Annotated in this window: 18 protein-coding genes and 1 pseudogene; 11 read left to right on the forward strand and 8 right to left on the reverse strand. The window is 38.8% G+C overall.

The window, feature by feature from the left end; all coding sequences use genetic code 11:
- A pseudogene (locus tag ACY2RU_RS14890) lies at nucleotides 1–2,124 on the reverse strand (hypothetical protein); the annotation flags it as partial.
- 147 nt (nucleotides 2,125–2,271) lie between these two features.
- Here ACY2RU_RS14890 and folE point away from each other — a divergent pair.
- The 6 genes from folE (at nucleotide 2,272) to ACY2RU_RS14920 (ending at nucleotide 7,318) form a co-directional block, all read left to right on the forward strand.
- Nucleotides 2,272–2,955, forward strand: a complete 684-nt coding sequence (gene folE / locus ACY2RU_RS14895) for a GTP cyclohydrolase I FolE (RefSeq protein WP_490139278.1) — start codon at nucleotides 2,272–2,274, stop codon at nucleotides 2,953–2,955.
- 436 nt (nucleotides 2,956–3,391) lie between these two features.
- Nucleotides 3,392–4,876, forward strand: coding sequence for a cysteine--tRNA ligase (gene cysS, locus ACY2RU_RS14900; protein WP_490139279.1), 1,485 nt, complete (start codon nucleotides 3,392–3,394; stop codon nucleotides 4,874–4,876).
- Between the two features lie 13 nt (nucleotides 4,877–4,889).
- Entirely contained in the window at nucleotides 4,890–5,123 is a 234-nt protein-coding gene (yidD, locus tag ACY2RU_RS14905) for a membrane protein insertion efficiency factor YidD (protein WP_490139280.1), read from the forward strand.
- A gap of 82 nt (nucleotides 5,124–5,205) precedes the next feature.
- Entirely contained in the window at nucleotides 5,206–6,051 is an 846-nt protein-coding gene (gene lgt / locus ACY2RU_RS14910) for a prolipoprotein diacylglyceryl transferase (protein ID WP_490139281.1), read from the forward strand.
- A gap of 18 nt (nucleotides 6,052–6,069) precedes the next feature.
- Nucleotides 6,070–6,567 carry a DUF192 domain-containing protein gene (locus tag ACY2RU_RS14915; protein ID WP_490139282.1) on the forward strand — a complete coding sequence of 166 codons (498 nt, stop codon included), beginning with the start codon at nucleotides 6,070–6,072 and terminating at the stop codon, nucleotides 6,565–6,567.
- A gap of 127 nt (nucleotides 6,568–6,694) precedes the next feature.
- Nucleotides 6,695–7,318: a hypothetical protein gene (locus ACY2RU_RS14920; protein WP_490139283.1), complete on the forward strand. Its 624-nt coding sequence runs from the start codon at nucleotides 6,695–6,697 to the stop codon at nucleotides 7,316–7,318.
- A gap of 148 nt (nucleotides 7,319–7,466) precedes the next feature.
- Here ACY2RU_RS14920 and secDF read toward each other — a convergent pair whose 3' ends face one another.
- The 5 genes from secDF to gyrB all read right to left on the reverse strand — a co-directional run bounded on the left by secDF (nucleotide 7,467) and on the right by gyrB (nucleotide 15,699).
- Nucleotides 7,467–10,487 (reverse strand): protein translocase subunit SecDF, encoded by a 3,021-nt coding sequence (gene secDF / locus ACY2RU_RS14925; protein ID WP_490139284.1) that lies wholly within the window; start codon nucleotides 10,485–10,487, stop codon nucleotides 7,467–7,469.
- Nucleotides 10,488–10,688: 201 nt separating this feature from the next.
- Entirely contained in the window at nucleotides 10,689–11,309 is a 621-nt protein-coding gene (locus tag ACY2RU_RS14930) for a hypothetical protein (protein ID WP_490139285.1), read from the reverse strand.
- A 256-nt stretch (nucleotides 11,310–11,565) separates the two neighbouring features.
- Nucleotides 11,566–12,492, reverse strand: a complete 927-nt coding sequence (gene mdh, locus ACY2RU_RS14935) for a malate dehydrogenase (RefSeq protein ID WP_490139286.1) — start codon at nucleotides 12,490–12,492, stop codon at nucleotides 11,566–11,568.
- Nucleotides 12,493–12,764: 272 nt separating this feature from the next.
- Nucleotides 12,765–13,766: a DUF6588 family protein gene (locus ACY2RU_RS14940; protein ID WP_490139287.1), complete on the reverse strand. Its 1,002-nt coding sequence runs from the start codon at nucleotides 13,764–13,766 to the stop codon at nucleotides 12,765–12,767.
- The gene (gyrB, locus tag ACY2RU_RS14945) at nucleotides 13,759–15,699 is read right to left on the reverse strand and encodes a DNA topoisomerase (ATP-hydrolyzing) subunit B (protein ID WP_490139288.1); all 1,941 of its coding nucleotides are present in this window, start codon (nucleotides 15,697–15,699) and stop codon (nucleotides 13,759–13,761) included. Before gyrB ends, ACY2RU_RS14940 begins: the two co-directional genes overlap by 8 nt.
- A gap of 360 nt (nucleotides 15,700–16,059) precedes the next feature.
- Here gyrB and ACY2RU_RS14950 point away from each other — a divergent pair, with 360 nt between their 5' ends.
- Nucleotides 16,060–16,602: a DUF2911 domain-containing protein gene (locus ACY2RU_RS14950; RefSeq protein ID WP_490139289.1), complete on the forward strand. Its 543-nt coding sequence runs from the start codon at nucleotides 16,060–16,062 to the stop codon at nucleotides 16,600–16,602.
- Here the strand turns inward: ACY2RU_RS14950 and ACY2RU_RS14955 are convergent.
- The gene (locus ACY2RU_RS14955) at nucleotides 16,599–17,228 is read right to left on the reverse strand and encodes a 7-carboxy-7-deazaguanine synthase QueE (protein ID WP_490139290.1); all 630 of its coding nucleotides are present in this window, start codon (nucleotides 17,226–17,228) and stop codon (nucleotides 16,599–16,601) included. The two genes, ACY2RU_RS14950 and ACY2RU_RS14955, sit on opposite strands and share 4 nt — an antisense overlap.
- Nucleotides 17,229–17,347: 119 nt before the next feature.
- Here ACY2RU_RS14955 and ACY2RU_RS14960 point away from each other — a divergent pair, with 119 nt between their 5' ends.
- The 3 genes from ACY2RU_RS14960 to ACY2RU_RS14970 all read left to right on the forward strand — a co-directional run bounded on the left by ACY2RU_RS14960 (nucleotide 17,348) and on the right by ACY2RU_RS14970 (nucleotide 19,745).
- Nucleotides 17,348–18,130 carry a PA14 domain-containing protein gene (locus tag ACY2RU_RS14960; RefSeq protein ID WP_490139291.1) on the forward strand — a complete coding sequence of 261 codons (783 nt, stop codon included), beginning with the start codon at nucleotides 17,348–17,350 and terminating at the stop codon, nucleotides 18,128–18,130.
- Between the two features lie 140 nt (nucleotides 18,131–18,270).
- On the forward strand, nucleotides 18,271–19,005 hold the full coding sequence (locus ACY2RU_RS14965) for a phage tail-like protein (protein ID WP_490139292.1): 735 nt from the start codon (nucleotides 18,271–18,273) through the stop codon (nucleotides 19,003–19,005).
- Entirely contained in the window at nucleotides 19,005–19,745 is a 741-nt protein-coding gene (locus ACY2RU_RS14970) for a phage tail-like protein (RefSeq protein ID WP_490139293.1), read from the forward strand. The genes ACY2RU_RS14965 and ACY2RU_RS14970 overlap by 1 nt, the downstream gene beginning before the upstream one ends.
- On the opposite strand, the gene ACY2RU_RS14975 is transcribed toward ACY2RU_RS14970, so the two are convergent.
- Nucleotides 19,742–20,236: a RidA family protein gene (locus ACY2RU_RS14975; protein WP_490139294.1), complete on the reverse strand. Its 495-nt coding sequence runs from the start codon at nucleotides 20,234–20,236 to the stop codon at nucleotides 19,742–19,744. The two genes, ACY2RU_RS14970 and ACY2RU_RS14975, sit on opposite strands and share 4 nt — an antisense overlap.
- A gap of 100 nt (nucleotides 20,237–20,336) precedes the next feature.
- On the opposite strand from ACY2RU_RS14975, the gene ACY2RU_RS14980 reads away from it, so the two are divergent.
- Nucleotides 20,337–21,872: a helicase HerA-like domain-containing protein gene (locus ACY2RU_RS14980; RefSeq protein WP_490139295.1), complete on the forward strand. Its 1,536-nt coding sequence runs from the start codon at nucleotides 20,337–20,339 to the stop codon at nucleotides 21,870–21,872.

Genomic DNA, 21,872 nt, shown 5'->3' on the forward strand with positions numbered 1-21,872 from the left:
AAGTTCTAAACTAACTACGTTATAACAAGTAGGGCTATTCACATTCTCAACACGGACAAACACCATGTCTAAACCAGCCACCTGGTTGGTATAGGCGTTGTCTGGCATAATTGGAAAAGCACCAGCCTGCGCCTGTAAAAAAGTCTCATGATACGTGACAACTGCTTCTGGATTCCCACCATCAATTTCAAAATTCTTAGAAGTCAAATCAAAAACAGCAAAGCCATCATACGGTAGATCGTCACATATAGTATATTTTGTAGGAGGTGTTGCTGCAGGAGCAACCCAAAGACTTACATCAAAACTTGATGTTTCGTAGCAGGTACCTTGTGCCAGACTCTCCACACGAACCCAAATCGTTTCACCAGGAGCAGTCACATCATATGGCATGGTAAGAGCACCGACATCACCATCTGCATCTGCAAAACTGTTGTGATATGTCACTACAAATTGCCCCGGGGATTGTCCATTAAGAGCTTCAGCATCTTTTAAAATATTGAAGTTAAAAGAAACCATACCATCACCATCCTGGTCACAAACATCATCAATATTAGTCATAGGGCCGGCGGCAACAGGTCCAAATGTGATGGTAAAATCTTCTAAAGCATAACAAGAACCCGAATTATCCTCAATACGCACATAAATGATTTGCGTAGGAAGAGTCATAATTGGATACGCAGCATCTAATGGAGGTAGAATTTGATTCATATCCATCTGACTATCAACAAATGATTCATAATATTTAACCACAAACATGGTAGGGTCTTGAGCCCCAAGTATATCATCATCATTCTGAGTTAAGTCAAATTCACCCACATTTGTTCCATCATCACATATAAAAAAATCTTCAGGTTGATTGGCGATAATTGGTTGTGGATAATAATTTATTATGATTTCATCAGAAACTACACACGTAGGATCTGCTGGGTCGAAAACTTCCACACGGTAAGTTCCCGAATTAGGAGCTACAACATTGAAGGTGTCGTCATTTATCGTAGAAGGCCCTTGTGATCCACCATTTAAAAACCATTCATAAGAAAGACCAGCAACACCTGGATTTGCATCCAGTAAAATAGGATCTGTATTACATGTATCTATATCTGGCCCTAAATCAACAGTAAAAGGAGCAACAGCAGTCACAGTTACATCATCGGTTAAAACAACAACATCACCATTACAAACATTTGTATAAGTCACGCGAGCCGTGTAAACCTCAGAGCCAACAGGGCATACCGTTATGTTTGGATTGGTTCCAATAACAGATCCCGTTGAATCAAGCCATTCAAAAACATAAGTTGGAGGCCCAACTGGGCTAATACTCCAAGCTTCATTATTTGTGGTCCAAGGCGAATCAGATGTATTTCTTCCAGGTGGAACATACGCAGTAGTACCATCGTTATTTTGAATACCTAAAGTGGCATTCCCTCCATTCCAACCAGGACATGACGGTTTATCTTTAATATAAAATTCTATAACATTAGAAAACTCATAGAATACAACCATATGAGTCGCCAATAAACTATTACAGGCAGCTGAAAACATAGGAACTTCAAAATACGAAACCACTAATACACGATTCGGAAAAGTACCTAAAACTTCATAACCTATTTCCTCAGAACCTGACACAGAAGGATCAATATCATGACCAGGGGTGAAAACATTCGCTTCCCCAAGAGCATCATCTGTATTGTTTGGCAAATCATCAGTAAAACTCCAATCGTTACTCGCAGCCCCAACATCGGTTGGATCTACATCAAAACGTATAACACCGTTCGAACCTACTTGAAATTGTGTTTCTTGGTTTCCAAAAAAACAAAAATCGAATGGCAACACATCTACTGGAGACCAAGCATCATCAATATTGGGGTTCAACGGATTCGCAAGACCATTAAAAGGAAAAGGCGGAGCATATGGTATTGCATTAATTACATAGTTTGAACCCGAAGTATCAAAGGTTTCAAGAAAATCGGCGGAAAGGTTAGCACAACCACCCGTTCCACAAGGTATCGATTGATCTGATCCAGCATCCACGAACAAGGCGCCTGGCCCTTGTGCCTGAGCACTAAACACAATAGATAACAATAAAATAATAACAACTGGGTAGTTGGGGACAATAGTTTTCATGTTGGTATGGGTATAATCCGCGAAAATTAAGAAAATTTTGTGATATTTTCTCCATTCTTGGAGTAAAAATAATAAGAGTCAATTTTTTCTGAGAAAAGTCGAATCCCTATCTTTGCCCTCTGTATTATAAAAGATACTACATACTTTATGTCCACAGATTTAGATAAGCAACTACAAGCAATCCAAGAAGCGGGAGATGATCACATTAGTGGATCAACAGACACACCCTTGCGGAAGGATGCTTTTGAGTTAAGTGATATGGAAAAAATCGCAGCCATTAAAGGTGATGTTAAGAATATTTTGGAAACACTTGGTCTCGATTTGTCAGATGACAGCCTCAAAGGAACACCTACTCGGGTTGCCAAGATGTTTGTGCAAGAGATCTTCGGCGGACTCCATCCAGACCGAAAACCGAAGGCATCAACTTTTGACAATAAGTACAAATACGGGGAAATGCTCGTAGAAAAAAATATTACACTCTATTCAACCTGCGAACATCATTTACTTCCTATCGTTGGAAGAGCTCATATTGCCTATATTTCTAACGGGAGCGTTGTGGGCCTTTCCAAAATGAATCGCATCGTTGATTATTACGCTAAGCGTCCCCAAGTCCAGGAACGTCTTACCATGCAAATTGTAAAAGAACTACAATTGGTTCTCAACACAGATGATGTTGCCTGTGTAATCGACGCGAAACACCTTTGTGTAAATTCAAGAGGCATCCGCGATATCGACAGTAGCACGGTAACTTCAGAATTTGGCGGCGCATTTAAAAATGCTGAAAAGAGAAGAGAGTTTTTAGACTATATTAAGCTTGAAACAGAGTTTTAAGGAAGGATGTATCAATTTCTTAGAGAAATGCTATGCTTTATCCGAAAATAAATGTAAATAATTACGTGATGAAGGCATTTGCAATAGACTCAGGTAACATTTTAATAACCTAGCTAATTTATTTCCGAAAGTAAGCAGTATTTAACTTGAATTCTCAACTAGACACCTCCCTGCTTCTATTGCATGGTAACTTTCAAAAGATAGTATTGACCAATTGAATTTAAAGTAGAAATTTTTTTAGCATATACCATTCAATAGATAACAGAAGTTGTTATGGGCCTAAACAATTCAAAAAGAAGAAAATATATTACCTTCGAAGCGTTCAATACATAACACGACAAATCATTCCGTTTGATGAACACAGCCGTTACCTTTAGTAAAAACGTAAAATAAAAACTTTGGTCTCCGTCATCGGTCATCAATATTTAAAACCATTATGAAATTATACGAAACCCAAACTGTAAAACTGTACAACTCACTCTCTAAAGAGAAGGAGATCTTCACTCCTATTCATGAAGGCGCGGTAGGCATGTATGTTTGTGGACCAACAGTCTACAGCAATGTACATTTGGGAAATTGTAGAACGTTTCTGTCGTTTGACATGATCTTCAGATACTTAAAACATTTGGGCTATAAAGTGCGTTATGTACGTAACATAACTGATGCTGGACATCTTGAAAATGATGGCGAGAGCGGCGATGACCCCATACTAAAGAAAGCGCGTCTTGAACAAATAGAACCAATGGAAGTGGTTCAAAAATACACGGTAGATTTTCACGAAACCATGGCAAAATTCAATGCATTGCCACCAAGTATTGAACCAACCGCTACAGGGCACATTATCGAGCAGATCGATATCATAAAGAGCATTATATCAAAAGGCTACGCCTATGAAACCAACGGATCTGTTTACTTTGATGTTTACAAATTCAATAAAGACTACGATTATGGTGTTTTAAGCGGAAGGAACCTGGAAGACATGATCGCCAATACGCGTGAACTCGCAGCCCAATCTGAAAAGAAGAATCCGCAGGATTTTGCGCTTTGGAAGAAAGCCGAACCCCAGCATATTATGCGCTGGCCTTCACCATGGAGTGATGGATTTCCAGGTTGGCATCTGGAATGTACTGCAATGAGCACCAAATATCTTGGAAAGTCTTTTGACATCCACGGCGGGGGAATGGACTTAAAGTTTCCGCACCACGAATGTGAAATTGCACAAGCCGAAGCATATAACGGTAAAGCGCCGGTTCATTATTGGCTACACGCCAATATGCTTACCCTAAATGGGAAAAAGATGTCAAAATCTACAGGTAATAATATTTTACCTAATGAAATTATTTCGGGTGAGAACAACATCTTAAGCAAGCCATTTTCGGCTACGGTGACCAAATTTTTTATGTATCAGGCACATTACCGAAGCATTTTAGATTTTAGTAATGATGCATTGGAAGCTTCTGAAAAAGGATTTAATCGTTTAATGGATAGCTTCCGAAGTCTTTCAGAAATAAAAACTTCAGCAAACAGTAGTTTCGATATTCAGACTTGGAAGCAGTCTTGTTACGATGCTATGAACGACGATTTTAATAGTCCTATTTTGATCGCTCAACTTTTTGAAGCCACTAAGTTTATCAATGGTCTAAAAGACGGAAGCGCGACCATTTCCGAAGAGGACTTAAAGACACTTCACGAGACAATGCGGGCGTTTATTTTTGATGTCTTGGGACTTGTTGACGAGGTTGCTGCGGGTTCTAACAACGGAAATAAACTAGATGGCGCTGTTCATTTGCTGATAGAGCTAAGAAATCAGGCGCGAGCCAATAAAGATTTTGCTATGAGTGATCATATTCGGGATGAATTGCAAGAAGTGGGCATTCAGCTAAAAGACGGAAAAGACGGAACTACTTTTTCAATAAATTAACCAGCCTTCTACTGTGAAGAAGCTCCTTACATATCCTTTTATTTTTCTTATAAGAGTGTATCAGCGTGCTATTTCGCCTATATTTCCATCAACCTGCAGATATACCCCTACCTGTTCTCATTACGCGGTTGAGGCGCTGCAAGTACACGGATTAATAAAAGGGAGTTGGCTAGCTATAAAACGAATAGGAAGTTGTCATCCTTGGGGTGGTCAAGGATTTGATCCCGTACCTCCCAAAAAGAAATAAGTTTGCTGTGTTACAATGTAGCTTTTAGTATCTTTAACACGCCTTACGGCAAACCAAGTAATATTTCAATTAATAAAAAAATATGCACTATTTAAGTATCGTCTGGGATCCATCAGCGGGTATAGACCTCGGTTTCTTTGTGATCCGTTACTACAGTTTGATGTTTGTCACAGCCTTTGTATTGGGCTGGTTCATCATGAAGAAGGTCTTCAAAAATGAAAACGAACCCATTGAGCGCTTAGACAGCCTTTTTATTTATATGGTATTGGCAATCCTTATTGGGATGCGCCTAGGCCATGTTTTTTTCTACCAAACCGAACTTCTTTGGCAGGATCCCCTATCGGTGATCTTACCCTTTAGCTTTGTACCTGAATTCAGATATACTGGTTTTCAAGGTCTTGCCAGTCATGGTGCGGCAATTGGCGGTATCATCGCTATGTACTTTTACAGCAAGCGTGTTTCTAAAAAACCAATTCTTTGGATCTTAGACCGCGTGGTTCTTGCCGTAGCCAGTGGCGCCGTCTTTGTACGAATTGGAAATTTCATTAATTCTGAGATCATCGGAAAACCAACAGGAAGTGACTTTGGTGTGATCTTTAAACAACTAGGCGAGACCTTTCCACGCCATCCGGCGCAATTATACGAGGCTGCTGGCTATGTATTGGTCTTTCTCGTTCTGTGGTATTTTTATTGGAAAACCAATAAAAGCGAGTATTTAGGTTTCCTTTTTGGTCTGTTTTTTGTCCTTTTATTCACTGTGCGTTTTATCGTCGAATTTGTTAAGGAAAGTCAGGGTGGATTTGAAGACAAGCTTGGTAATATTCTTACTACAGGGCAATGGCTAAGTATTCCATTTGTTATTATCGGCGCCTATTTTATGTGGCGATCCTCATCAAAAAAGTATGACAACCCTTCCGCGAAAGCGTAACAAAATATATCATTGCGAATGAAAAATTTATATATTATAACGCTTTTGCTAGCGTTCTTGGTTTTCTTCGGAAGTTGCAAGGAAGCGGTTAAAGACGAAAAAGTACTCACAAAAGAAGTTGTTTTCACCAAAGAAGGCGAGCTCCAATTAAAAAAGGCGGTGACAGATTCGGTGATCGCAACTATCGAAATTGAAATAGCCGACGACGATTACGAGACGCAAACAGGCCTTATGTATCGTAAAAATATGATGAACAACCGCGGGATGCTATTTGTATTTGATGCCTTGCAGACCCGTTCGTTTTATATGAAAAATACCGAATTCGCACTCGACATTATTTATATTGATGATACCAAGCGAGTGGTTAGCATTCAAAAAAATGCCAAACCATTAGACCCAACTTCTTTGCCTTCTGAAGGAGCTTGTCAATATGTACTGGAAGTAAATGCCGGTCTCAGTGATACTTGGGGCCTTGAAAAAGGTGATCAGATCTTTTGGACGCGCATTTCGGAATAATTATTGATTCTACAGAATTAACACTACCTAAGTGAAAACACCAAATGACATATTGCATGGTATAATTCCCTCAATAGTAGTTTGGTAATTCACTTTTAGCGCGTAGTTTTAATCAAAATTCTGTACGATGAATAAAACACTAACCACACTCGCATTACTTGTTATTTTTCAAATATCGTTCGCGCAAAATTGCATGAACATTGAGTACAAACGGAGCGGCTACTTCAGAGCAGGCTCTAGTCTACAGGACACAGTATCTCCAGGAGGATATGCTTCTTCCGAGAATCATCCAAAATCTATAAATAAGAAAGTTGCTCGACGATCAAAAAAAGACATTTTTCAAATTATAGCATTGCCAAAAAGCGACGCTAATTTTGTAGAAAACACTAAAGGTTTCCATGTATGGGTTGTCAACAAAACAGACTCAGTTATTAGCCTATCGGCTCAGGATAGTAGAATTGACATGATACGTCAGGTATTTTATAACGGCTCCTGGCAAGATATTGAATACTTACCGAGCAGTTGGTGTGGTAATAGCTATCACCAGGTGTATATCAACCCGAATGAATATTGGGACTTTGTAGCGCCTTGCATGGAAGGAAGCACCGAAGGGAACTTTAGGTTTACATTGTTTCTCGATGAGGACACGGTGTTGTATTCTAATGAGTTTTCAGGTACGTTTAACCCGAAGCAGCTAATACAGGAGGAAGGACACACGCCCAATAATCTTATGGATCCGTACGAGAATTAAAACATTACTTCGGAAGAAATATCCAGTTAAATACAAAAGCCGCATCCATTGGATGCGGCTTTTATGCTATTGAAACTAAAACTAATTAGTCATTGCCAAGTCCAGCATGGCACGTCATGCACCTCGCTAAACATATACACTGAACATTTTATTCTAGCTCAGCTTCTTCTTCTTCTTTTTTCACTGTTAAATCAATACCCTTTTTCTTTACAGTATCAAAGAATACCGGAGTAGCAATAAACAAAGATGAATACGTACCTACAATCACACCTACCATTAAGGCGAAGATCAATCCACGGATCGATTCTGCACCAATAAAGAAGATACATAACAATACGATCAAGGTAGTAAGCGATGTATTTAATGTTCTACTCAATGTACTATTTAAGGCAGAATTTATAATACGATTCATTTTCCAAGAAGTATGTTCATTAAAGAATTCACGTATACGGTCAAACACAACCACAGTATCATTCAACGAGTAACCAATTACGGTTAGAATCGCCGCAATAAACGCTTGGTCAATTTCCATACTAAAAGGCATGATATTGTATGTAAGTGAGAATACACCCAGTACGATCAAAACATCATGGAATACAGCCGCAACCGCACCCAAACTAAACTGCCATCTTCTAAAACGCAATAAGATGTATAAGAACACAACTACTAACGAACCTAAAACGGCCCAGAAAGAGGCTTTCTTGATGTCATCGGCAATTGTTGGACTTACCTTATAATACTCCATTCTACCTGCTACCTTACCTTGGTCATCTTCCGTAAAGTTTGCAAGTGTCATTCCTGCTGGTAAGTTTGGTTTTAGACCTTCAAAAAGCATGCTTTCGATCTCCGCATCTACTCCTTCGCCGCTATCATCAACCTTATACTTTGTTGTAATTTTTAGTTGATTATCACTACCATAGGTTTTTGCTTCGACACTTTCGAACACAGAAACCAGATCATTCTCGATCAGCTTAGCATCTACATCTTTATCAAAACGAACAGTATATGTACGTCCCCCTACAAAGTCAACCCCTTGGTTTAATCCGTTGGTGAATAATGAAAATACACTCACTAGAATTAAAAGACCTGAAATCACATAAGCGATCTTACGTTTTTGAAGGAAGTTAATGTTTACATTTTTAAACAAGTTTTTGGTCATTGGCGTTGAAAAAGGAAGTGGTTTTCCATTCTTCGTGTAACGGTCAATAAACAAACGTGTGATAAAGATTGCAGTAAATAACGAAGTTAAAATACCGATCAATAATGTTGTTGCGAAACCTTGAATTGGTCCTGTTCCGAAGACCAATAAAATAAGACCTGTAAGTCCCGTAGTTATATTCGCATCTAAAATAGAAGACAATGCATTACTGAAACCATCTTTAATAGCGTCCTTTTGCGCTTTTCCTTTAGCAAGCTCTTCTCGAATCCTCTCAAAGATAAGTACGTTTGCATCTACCGACATACCAATGGTCAATACAATACCTGCAATCCCAGGAAGTGTCAATACAGCACCAAGCCCTGCTAGGATACCAAGAATGAAAATAATGTTTACTATCAATGCAACATCGGCAAACGCTCCTGCTTTTCCGTAGTAAAAGATCATCCAAAGCAATACAATTAAAAGTGCAATACCAAAAGATAACATACCACTATCAATAGCTTCTTGTCCTAAGGTTGGTCCAACAACTTCCGCCTGAATGATATCTGCTGAAGCTGGTAATTTACCCGCACGTAAAACATTTGCTAAATCTTGACCTTCAGTAATATCAAAATCACCTGTGATCTGGCTACGTCCTCCAGCAATAGGACCTGTAGTTACACCTGGAGCTGAATAAACTGTGTTATCTAAAACAATTGCTATCTGGCTTTGTGTATTAAAAGCTTTTCCGGTCATTTCTTCCCAGATCTTCGCTCCTGTTCCGTTCATTTGCATGTCTACAGAAACGGCTCCTCCTTGCGTATAAGACTGTTGCGCATCTGTTACAACGCCACCAGCCAATGGAGGCACATTATCACGACCCGCCTTAATAGCGTACAATCCAGTGATGTTTGTGATCTCACCTGTTTCAGGATTTTTACTTTCCTTCGGAAGTTCCCACATAAATTTGACATAACGCTGCTCACCTTGTAGCAATGCTCTAACCTGAGGTGCATTTAAATAGCCCTCAATTTCTTCAGTATCCTTTACGTTAAAGTACGCAAGTACCGGACTTCCTTGACTTCCACCAATAACGATTTTATCGAGAATCGGACTTAATTCGGCTGCTTCTTCTACATCATCACCTCCTAAAAGATCACTAATATCGTCATCTTCGGCAGTTTCGGTTGTATCAGTTACTTGTTCAGCTTCCACTACTTCTGGAGTTACAGTCTTTTTAAGGTCTTTAATCACCTCATCAGCCTGACGAATAAAGTCGGCCATCTCTTCCGCCTTATAAACTTCCCAAAACTCTAATTGAGCTGTACTTGATAATAACTTTCTGATACGCCCAACATCTTTCGCTCCTGGTAACTCGACCAAAATACGAGCCGATTTCCCTAAACGCTGAATGTTTGGTTGTGTTACACCAAATTTATCAATACGCTTTCTCAATACTTCAAAAGCCGAAGTAATAGATTCATCAATCTTACGCTCAATGATAGGCTTTACCTGCTCATTGGTCATACCATCTTCGATATCTTCTTCTAAATTTTTATTAAAAAAGATACTCGGAGAAGCCAAGGTATTTTCACCTGGAAGCGCTTCAAAAGCCTCAAAGAAAGACTCTAAATACGTATCTTGACTCTGTGTTTGCAATACATCGGCATTAGCCAATGCTTGTCTAAAAGCAGGGTCTTTAGAGTTGTTTGCCAACCCACCTAAGATATCTTTTACAGAAACTTGTAAGATCACGTTGATACCACCTTTTAAATCGAGACCTTTATTTAGCTCTTTCTCCTTGGCAGTATTATAGTCGATCCCCATAAAAACTGGAGCCTCTCCTAATGAATCTAAATAACGCGCTTCCGCGATATCACGTTCCTTATGTTGTGTTTCGTCAAATTTACTATTGGCGAAATCCTTCGCATCCTGCTCTACAGAGCCAGAAATGAATGTAAACGATAATTGGTACAAACTCACCAATCCGAATAGTATCGCAAACACTGTTATTAATCCTTTATTTTGCATTGTTATATTTTTTGGTCAAATTTTTAAACGGGCAAATATAGAATTTACCGTATGATCTGACAATTATATTTAGTGATTTATAGCTTTGTTTTCTACTGAATTAAAGCCTTATTTTAAAGAACGAGTGCTTCTTAAAGAAATAAAACCTTAAGCAATCATCGCTTTAAAAGAACGGTTATATGGGAAGTAATCTGAAAAGAATTAAGCCATCCCAACAAGATTGGGGCCAGCCCTAACTTCAGGAATGCAATGTGTGTTGTGATCGATGCCAAGCGCTACCTGACTATAAAACGAATACGCAATAACATCAAACACGTTTTGTGAAAAACCATCAATTCGAACAGCAGAGAAAAACAGATCTGGGATCACTAGACGATCGTTGGTTGGAAGTAGCTCGGCTAGCATCCCATCTACGTCGTATCCGGCATCAAAACTGCTTTGAATCTCACATATATTTAAGGTATATGTATCTGAACTGCTTAAAGGAATGTCCTTAGACTTTTGGTCACCTTGAGCGGTATAGTCTATTTTGAGTTTTTCTTCGGAAGAAAGTATTTCTTTGATACGAGAAATATCAAAGTCACTGTAATAGGTGATTTTTACATTTCCCCCAACAGATGCCTGTACATGAATATTGTCAACACCAGCGCTTTCTAATTGTCTTTTAACCAATGACACAGCGTGTTGAACAAAATCAACCGCTGCTTCATCGTCGTTAAATTGAACAACAATTTCCTGATTAGGAGAGGTAACTTGGTACCTACTAACGCCAAATACTGCAAGAATAAAAAATAAAGTACTTACGTACCATTTTGTTTTCATGCGTCAAATATAAAAAATTAAGGCTGATTAATGCTTTTCTGAAAGCTTATATCCTGCAAAATACCGAATTATATAGGCTATTTCGTAAAGACCAAAGCAAATAGCTGCGTTTAGAGTTTAATGGTATGGTGTAAGATCTTAAACTTTGAATCTTCAAACATGCTGCGAAAAAAAGTCGATTACATTGATGGTTTCAGATTTATTAAAAAAAGAGCGACTAAAAAGCCGCTCTCATATATTTATATAAAATATCTTTCTATAATTCTAAAAGACCATTAGTCTTTTTAACCCCTTCAGCACTTTGTTGCATATGAGCTTTTTCGGCATCGTTGAGTTCAATCTCTACAATACTTTCAATACCATTTCGTCCTAAAACCACAGGAACACCAATACAAAGATCGTTTAATCCGTATTCACCTTCAAGCATGGTTGAACATGGGTAAATTTTCTTTTGATCACAAGCAATCGCCTGAACTAGCCCCGAAACGGCTGCTCCTGGTGCGTACCAAGCTGAAGTACCTAATAATTTAGTAAGCGTTGCGCCTCCCACTTTGGTATCTTCCAACACTTGACCAAGTCGTTCTTCCGAAATAAACGCAGAAACAGGAACACTATTACGAGTTGCCAAACGTGTTAAAGGTACCATTCCCGTATCACTATGACCACCAATCACCATTCCGTCAACATCACTAATAGGAGCTCCTAAAGCTTCAGCTAGACGATATTTAAAACGGGCACTATCTAATGCTCCACCCATACCGATGATACGACTCTTTGGAAGACCCGTAGTTTTATGCACCAAATATGTCATTGTATCCATTGGGTTACTTACCACAATAATGATAGTATTTGGAGAGTGTTTGATCAGGTTTGATGAAACTGTTTTTACAATACCTGCATTAATACCAATAAGTTCTTCACGAGTCATTCCTGGCTTACGCGGTATACCACTTGTGATCACACAGATATCGCTATTCGCGGTCTTACCATAATCATTTGTAGACCCAACAATTCGGGTGTCAAAACCATTCAAAGAAGCGGTCTGCATCAAATCCATGGCCTTACCTTCGGCGTAGCCTTCTTTGATGTCTAATAATACTACTTCACTTGCAAAATCTTTAATGGCAATATACTCGGCACAACTTGCACCTACAGCACCTGCTCCAACAACTGTTACTTTCATCTTATTGTTTTAATGGGTTATTTTTTCTGAAATTGTTAGTAATCGTCTAACGCGACGCAAAAATACAATTATCTGTTAATTAATGCCGTACAATTTTTTATAATCTATTGCTAAAATTCTAATGAGCTTGAAGCTTCAGGATCGAAGCAGAAAGCACGCAGCGTGAGGTTAATTGTTAGTTATTAGGTGCTGGATGCTGGACGTTGGAAGTAAAAGCCTAAAACTTTAAACTTTGAACTGTAAACTTTGAACTATAAACTTTGAACTTTGAACTACAATCGATAATGCGCTCCTACGTTAAGATTAGCAAACTTTCCAAGAGTTACGTTGGAAGACAGATAAAAATTTCCGAAGTAATAGTTAACCCCCAGATCTCCTTTAACGCCACTTCTTGTTTCCTCAAGAACAACTAAGGTTCTATTAAAAAGATCAATAAAAGTACTACCATCACCTAGGATGGTATAATCAATGGCACTTGATGTATAGCCAATAGCACCTTGAACTTCTAGGTTATTCCATCGTTTTGACGCAATACCTTGAAATAATAAAGCATCGGCGTGAACCATTAGTCCTTTTATCACTGCCAAAGGCTCTTCATTTCCATTGGTAGGTGTTAGTTCAAGGGCGTCAAACAAAAGATTGGAATCAAATGCAGAATATGATGCTAATACAGCAAATTCAATAGGACTCACAGTTTCTTCTTTTCGGAAATACTGACTCACACTATGCTTTAGCGCTACTCCAAATATGCTATAATCTGAAACATCAATTTTAATTTTTGGAGAATATCGTACAGTAAAATCGGTTTCTTTCCACAAACCTACCGATGCCTGAATATAAGGATGATATACTACAGATTCTTTGACACCTTCAAAAGCCTGCATTTCGTAGGTTTCACCATCAATAACAAAGTCATAGAATTGCTCAGTATCTCCACCTACTGCCGTGGGAACTTCAGCAGTTGACGCATCGCGAATATCGAGGTTAGTGAATTCAGAATCTCGCACTGTAAACACTTTTTTTCCTTCGGAAATAGGCAAGGCATTAAAATGCAATGAAACATCAAATTCGAATTTATCTAGAGATTTCGCAGAACTATACCAAGCTGCTGTTGACTGATAAATAGAGGCGTCAGCAGCTGGTGTGATATAACGTTCGGAGACGATCAAAAGGTCGCCCAACACGTTTTCAATGTCAACAATAGCTTGACCAAATGAAAATTGCGAGCAAAGGCAGAAGACAATTCCGAAGAAAAATCCTAAAGATTTACGCATCGATGTTTGCGTAAACTGCATTCTTTTCAATAAACTCACGACGTGGTGGCACCTCATCTCCCATAAGCATTGAGAAGATACGATCTGCTTCGGTACCATTATCAATAGTCACTTGTCTTAAAGTTCTAAAATTAGGATTCATTGTAGTATCCCACAATTGTTCCGCATTCATTTCCCCTAGACCTTTGTAACGTTGAATTGCCGCACTTCCACCAAATTTCTCATTCAGATCATCACGCTCCTTGTCATTCCATGCGTATTCTTTCTTAGCTCCTTTTTTCACCAAATACAAAGGTGGCGTTGCGATATAAACATACCCAGACTCAACTAATTCTCGCATATAACGGAAAAAGAACGTCAATATCAAGGTAGAAATATGACTACCATCTACATCGGCATCACACATGATCACTACTTTATGGTAGCGCAGTTTTGCCAAGTTAAGTGCTTTACTATCTTCTTCAGTACCAATAGTAACTCCTAAGGCCGTAAAAATATTACGGATCTCTTCATTTTCAAAGACCTTGTGTTGCATGGCCTTTTCTACGTTTAAGATCTTACCTCGTAAAGGCAAAATTGCTTGGAAATTACGATCCCGACCTTGTTTGGCCGTTCCACCTGCCGAATCTCCCTCGACAAGGAATACTTCACATTTTTCAGGATCTTGTTCAGAGCAATCAGACAGTTTACCTGGTAATCCACCACCACTCATCACCGTTTTACGTTGCACCATTTCACGGGCTTTACGCGCTGCGTGTCGTGCTGTTGCCGCCAAAATAACTTTTTGAACAATGATCTTAGCATCATTTGGATTTTCCTCCAAATAATTTTCAAGCATTTCAGAAACAGCTTGGCTTACTGCCGCTGTAACCTCACGGTTACCAAGTTTTGTCTTAGTTTGCCCTTCAAATTGTGGCTCCTGAACTTTTACTGATATAATCGCGGTTAGACCTTCTCGGAAATCATCTCCAGAAATATCAAATTTCAGTTTATCAAGCATTCCTGAAGCATCTGCATACTTCTTTAAGGTAGAGGTAAGTCCACGTCTAAAACCAGACAAGTGAGTTCCCCCTTCATGGGTATTGATATTATTTACGTAAGAATGAAGGTTTTCGTTAAAAGAAGTGTTATAAACCATGGCAACTTCCACAGGTATATCATTCTTTTCCCCTTCCATAGAGATCACATCACCGATAAGCATTTCACGATTACTATCTAAGAATCGGATAAATTCCTTTAATCCTTCTTCACTGTGAAATGTCTCTCCAAGAAACTCTCCTTTTTCGTCGGTATGACGGCGATCTTCCAAATGGATTGTGATTCCTTTATTTAAGAAAGAAAGTTCGCGTAAACGACTCGCTAACGTATCGTAGTTGTATTCTAAGGTTTGTTGAAAGATCTGCGGATCTGGCTTAAACATCACTAATGTTCCGCGTTCATCTGTAGTACCTACCGATTTTACTGGGTACATAGACTTACCACGTTCATATTCCTGCTCATAGACAGTGCCGTTGCGATATACAGTAGCCTTCAAATTCATAGAAAGCGCATTCACCACAGAAACACCTACTCCGTGCAGTCCACCTGACACCTTATAAGAATCTTTGTCGAATTTACCCCCTGCTCCAATCTTGGTCATCACAACTTCAAGTGCCGAAACACCCTCTTTTTTGTGCATATCAACCGGAATTCCACGCCCGTTATCTTTTACGGTAACCGAATTATCTTCATTAATCCAAACATGAATGGTATCACAGTGTCCCGCTAGCGCTTCGTCAATGGAGTTATCTACAACTTCATAAACCAAGTGGTGTAACCCACGCACACCAACATCTCCAATGTACATGGAAGGACGCATGCGTACATGTTCCATTCCTTCCAATGCCTGAATACTATCAGCACCGTAACTACCTTTTTTCTGTTCTTCGCTCATATATTTTATATTCTATTACTTCTTTCGTTTTAATCAAAGCAACCCTAGAAGCGGGTTTCTTTACACAATCTTTTTCCGATTGTCTAACAAGACTTTTTCAGATAAAAAATTTAACAAACAAATATAACAAAACACCTTATAAAACATAGGGATTCGGACGTTCCATAGCGGTAAGTTATTAACAAATGATTGTGAAAAAAAGATACTTTAAACTTGCGTTTAGACTTTCACTTAAAAGGCCTATTAGTTCCTCGAACGAAAACAAACCAAGAGTAAACAACTCAGCATTAAAACTTTCACAATATTTTTAGATTTTTTTGGTTTCTGAAGGTGTATATTTAAACAAAAAATAAAATTGCTATGAAAAATACCCGCTTATTATTCGTTTTTATCTTTATGTGCTTTGCTTTTTCGGAATCAAATGCTCAAGAATTTCCGAAGATGGATGCGAGCCCTATGGATCTTACTATGGCACGTCCAGACAGAAACACCCCTCCAATGGCTCGTGTGATCTATAGCAGACCATCAAAAAAGGGAAGAGATATTTTTGGCGACCTTGTACCCTACGGAAAGGTTTGGCGCACAGGAGCTAATGAAGCAACCGAACTTACCTTATACACCCCTATGCTATTTGGAAAAACCAAATTAGCCGCGGGAACTTATACACTGTACACTATTCCAAATAAAGATACTTGGACCATTATAATTAATGGAGACACTAATGTCTGGGGATCTTACAGTTATAAAATTGAAAAAGACGTTGCGCGATTAACAGTTCCTGTTCGTGACGCAGCAGCTCCGGCTGAAATACTTTCTATGGTATTTAGACCCGAAGATGACGGCACTACGCTTATGATTGGCTGGGATAGTACGTACGTCGAAATTCCGTTTAAAAAGATCTAAGGTATATTCAGATATTTATGGGTTTGCAATGAAACTTTCCATTGTGGATTGCGCATTACGTAATCTACAATAAGCGGAATAACAGTTTCTCTTTTGCTCCATTCAGGCTGCAAATATAAGATACAATCACTGTTAACTTGAGTTGCTTGTTCTTCAGCAAATCGAAAGTCATCTTTATTATAAATGATCACCTTCAATTCATGAGCTTTTTTATACACTTCTGACGTAGGTAATTTGATTTTTTTAGGAGACAAACAGATCCAATCCCATATTCCCGTGAGTGGATAGGCTCCAGATGTTTCAATATGTATCTGCATCCCCTTCTCCTTTAAAATACCCGTGAGTGGTCCCATATCCCAAGTCAAGGGCTCTCCTCCTGTTACCACAACAGTTTTGGAGCTCAAAGCTGCATTATTTGCTATTGTTTCGATCTCAGTAGGTGGATGTAGCGCCGCATTCCAGCTTTCTTTAACATCACACCAATGACATCCAACATCACAGCCTCCAATACGTATAAAATACGCGGCCGTTCCTTTGTGAAAACCTTCTCCTTGAATGGTGTAAAATTCTTCCATTAAGGGAAGCATTTTACCTTCATCAACTCGCTTTTTAGTTGTTTCTAACATGCTGCAAAAATAGGGATATTATACCTAGAAAACATCTTAAAAATTAGGATTGATGCCATACAAATAAAAGTCTCTTAAAATTACGTTAAGACCCATGGTAGTTCATCGGTAAAAAGCCAATGTCAACGAAAACACGTATTTTAAAAAGAGAATTGCCCTACAAAACTTGGAATCACTACGTAGTAGCAATTACCTTTGGGATGTTAATCTCCCCTCTAATGAAAATTACGTATTATTTTATTTGCTTTTTGTTATTTCCCTTAATGGCTTCAGCCCAAGTAGGGATTGGCACTACAAGCCCTCAAGCTCAATTAGATGTCGATGGAGGCACCGTTCGATTTTCCGCCTACGGAACAGGTAGTATTAGAGGTTCTCAAACTTATTTATTAGGTGTTGAAGCCGACGGAGATATTATTGAAGTAACTAATTTACAAGGCACGCAAGGAGCTCAATATTACGCATGGGACACGGCAAGTGTTTCACAGCCCAATATTGATAACCCTCGTACTTTACGTGTACCTACAACTGCCGGAAGATACGCTGGCCCTCTAAACGATGCAGCGCGCGCAGCGGCAGATCCTTCCTCTAATGACGAAGGCTATATTTTACGTTTTGTAGCCACACTAAGTGTTCAAAATACCTGGAGTTTTACATTTAATTCAGATTCTGATGACGGATCGAGAATTTATATTGACAACATGCTAATTTTGGAAGATTGGATAGATCAGGGCCCCGGATCAATTGCATCTGCCTCCGTAAATTTATCTGCTGGAAATCACAGTATTGAGTTTTGGTATTACGAAAACTCTGGTGGTGATTTTATGAATTTTACTTGGGGAACGAATCCAGATGGCTATACAGTAAATAGTTCTATAAACACCAATGATCTGTTGGTGCAGTAGTAAATTGAGAGTACCTTGCTCTCAATTTAAAATACTAATACAAGATAGAAAGTATTGACAATTTTATTAACGAGTTAAACTGTAAGCTCCATAAAAAATAACGATCTCAAAAAAACTAAAGACAAAATTTCTTTCCCCTCATGAAACATACATATCACATTATCTGCCTTTTATTATTCCCATTACTGGCTTCGGCCCAAGTTGGAATTGGAACATCCTCACCAGATGTATCAACCGTACTAGATGTTAGCGCTACAGACAAAGGTGTACTTATACCCCGAATGACTACCACAGAAAGAGACGCGATTCTGAGCCCTGCTAACGGACTCATAATTTATAATACAGATACCGATCGGATTCAATTAAACACGAACACTCCTGCAACACCTATCTGGCAAGCCCTTAGCGCGGCTCCCGTTGCTGCCGCAATAATTGGTGACTCAATGAAATATTCTAATAACGACGTGACAACAAATGTAAATCCTGCCTCCTCAATAGATCTACCGCTCTTCGGAACAAATAACTGGAATGATAATACAGCGCTCTATGTTGTTAGCGGAAACCAAGTAGTCATCACTCAAACTGGACGCTACGAGGTCATTGTAAATGCATCTTTACAAAATGCAACCACAACAGATAGAAATGCTCCCGAAATTAGAATAGAATTGAATGGCGCAGGCATTGGATCTTATGGATCTACAGGTTATATGCGAAGTGCCAATAGTCACGAAGAATCTTCTTTGCATATTCGGGAAATTATTGAGGTAAGCGCAAATCAAATTTTAACAGTGGGTATTGTTCGATCTGCTAACTCAGGCGCTGTAAATCTACGCTCGGCAGGAACATCCAATATCTATATAGAAAAAATATTATAATGAAATTATTCTTAGCCTATTTTGCCCCGGTATTCCTAATCAGCTTGAGCACATTTGCTCAAGTTGGTGTAGGAACCACAGTAGTTGACGACTCAGCTATTTTAGAGATAGAATCAAATAATACCGGTGTATTATTACCGCGACTTGACAATAGTGATCGTGCCTCGCTTCTTACTCCTGCAAATGCTTTGATCATATTTAATAGCGACTCGCAGACGCTAGAATATAATAGAGGTACGACTATAACGCCTGCCTGGGTTGCAATCCAAACTGGCGCAACTGTCACTTCCAATACGCTACAATCTGCAAAATATACCTACGATGCATTAGCTATCGCAAATCTCAATACAACGGGGGGAGTGAATGCCCCCTTATTTACAACTGAACTTTGGAACGACAACACATCTTTATATGTCCCCAATACTGATGAAATAACAATTTCAGAAACTGGTCGGTATAAACTAATTAGCAACATATCTATTCAGAGCTCCAGTAGTGGAAGTAGGAAAGCACCCGAAGCCTATTTTACAGTAAATACGCTGCAAGTAGGAACTTTTGCAAGTACAGGTTATATGCGCGAAACTAATAATCATGATACTAGTTCGCTTCATTTAAACGAAATATTAGAACTCTCTGGGGGTGATGTTGTAAGTGTTCGAGTACGACAGGCGGCAAACGGTAACTTAGTAACTTTTAGAGGAGCCGAAGCATCTAACTTCTATATTGAAAAAATAGATTAATTAGATTTTACGGCTATAACTTCTATTTCAATTTTAGCATTGCGCGCTAAAGATTCAACAGCAAATGTAGTTCTTGCTGGTTTCTGCGGAAAGTAAGTAGTATATATAGCATTAAAACTTGAAAAATCATCTATATCATCTAGAATCACGGTGGCTTTGATCACATCAGTCATTTTGAGATCATGCTGTGCCAATACTTCTTTAATGTTTTCTAAAGCCTGTTTTGTTTCAGTTTTAATACCTCCAGATACTAACTCGCGTGTATCGTGATCCATGCCTATCTGACCCGATAAGAAATATAGATCTCCAACCTGCACAACATCGCTAAAAGGTGATCCTTGTTTTTTTGGCTCATGCGACTTGTGAAAAATCGGATTGTTATTCTGACGAATTGCTTCGGAAGAATGTTGTGCTTCTTCACTCCTGGCAGGTTCGTCGCAGCTTAGCATTCCGAAGAAAAACAAAACAGAGAGAAGTGCGTATAATTTCATAGTTTATTATTAATATGGAAAGGCTGTATTTCTAAAATTTAAAATACGTAATATTTCAATAGCTTGACTACAATTGTTATTTTTAACCAAAATTTCCACTATGGCAAATAAAGACGATTTCTTTAACTACATCAATGAAGGATATAAAACCAAAGGCGATGCAATAGATCTTGGAGCAGCAATGCTCGATGGTGAAACCGTTACCAATGCTATAGTGCGAATTCCTTTAAAAACATTAAACCGTCACGGCTTAATTGCGGGAGCTACAGGAACTGGAAAAACGAAAACTCTTCAGGTCTTAGCCGAGAATCTTTCAGAAAAAGGTATTCCCGTTTTATTGATGGATATGAAAGGAGATCTTAGCGGGATCGCCCAAGCCAGTCCGGGACATGCCAAAATTGACGAACGTCATGAAAAAATTGGCTTTCCATTTACGGCAAAGGCATTCCCCGTGGAAATTTTATCTATCTCAGATCAAGGTGGTGTGCGAATGCGTGCAACGGTAAGTGAATTTGGACCCGTTTTGCTTTCTCGAATTTTAGACCTAAGTGAAACCCAAGCAGGAATCGTCTCCGTGATCTTTAAATATTGTGACGATAATAAGCTGCCTTTACTCGATCTTAAAGATTTTAAAAAGATATTACAATATACAACCCAAGAAGGAAAAGCCGAATTCTCTAAAGACTACGGGAAAATTTCACCGTCATCAACAGGGGCTATTCTACGTAAGATCGTAGCATTAGAACAACAAGGCGGTGATCTCTTTTTTGGAGAAAAATCGTTTGATACCGATGATCTTTTACGTGTAAATGAAGAAGGCATGGGATATATTAACATTCTTCGCCTTACAGATATTCAAGATCGACCCAGCCTGTTTTCAACTTTTATGTTGAGCTTACTTGCAGAGATCTATGCAACCTTCCCTGAACAAGGTGACAGTGGCAGACCCGAATTGGTAATCTTTATTGATGAAGCCCACCTCATCTTTAACGAAGCTAGCAAAGCCTTACTAAACCAGATTGAAAGCATTGTAAAATTGATTCGTTCAAAAGGTGTCGGACTCTATTTCGTAACACAAAATCCAACCGATGTACCAGATGATGTATTGAGTCAATTAGGGCTAAAAATACAACATGCACTTCGTGCTTTTACAGCAAAAGACCGAAAGGCGATCAAACTTACTGCAGAGAACTACCCACTTTCCGATTACTATAAAACCGATGAAGTTCTTACTTCCTTAGGTATTGGTGAAGCTTTGGTTTCAGCATTAAACGAAAAAGGGATTCCTACACCTTTGGCAGCCACCATGCTACGCGCTCCAATGAGTCGTATGGACGTTTTGGAAGATGACGAGCTTAAAGATCTTTTAGATTCATCAAAACTCATTAATAAATACAATGAGGTTGTTGATAGAGAAAGTGCCTATGAAATGCTTAACAAAAAAATTGAAATTGCCGATCAAGAAGAAGTAAAGGCAAAAGCAAAAAAAGAACGCGAAGCTGCCTCTAGTAGTTCATCCAGACGATCAACCTCAAGAAGACGAAGCAGTTCTACCCAAAGCACCTTAGTAAAAACATTAACAAGCCCTACGGTAATACGCAGTGTATTAGGTATTCTAGGAAAAATGTTACGCTAA

The organism is Ulvibacter sp. 2305UL32-6, from assembly GCF_058148545.1.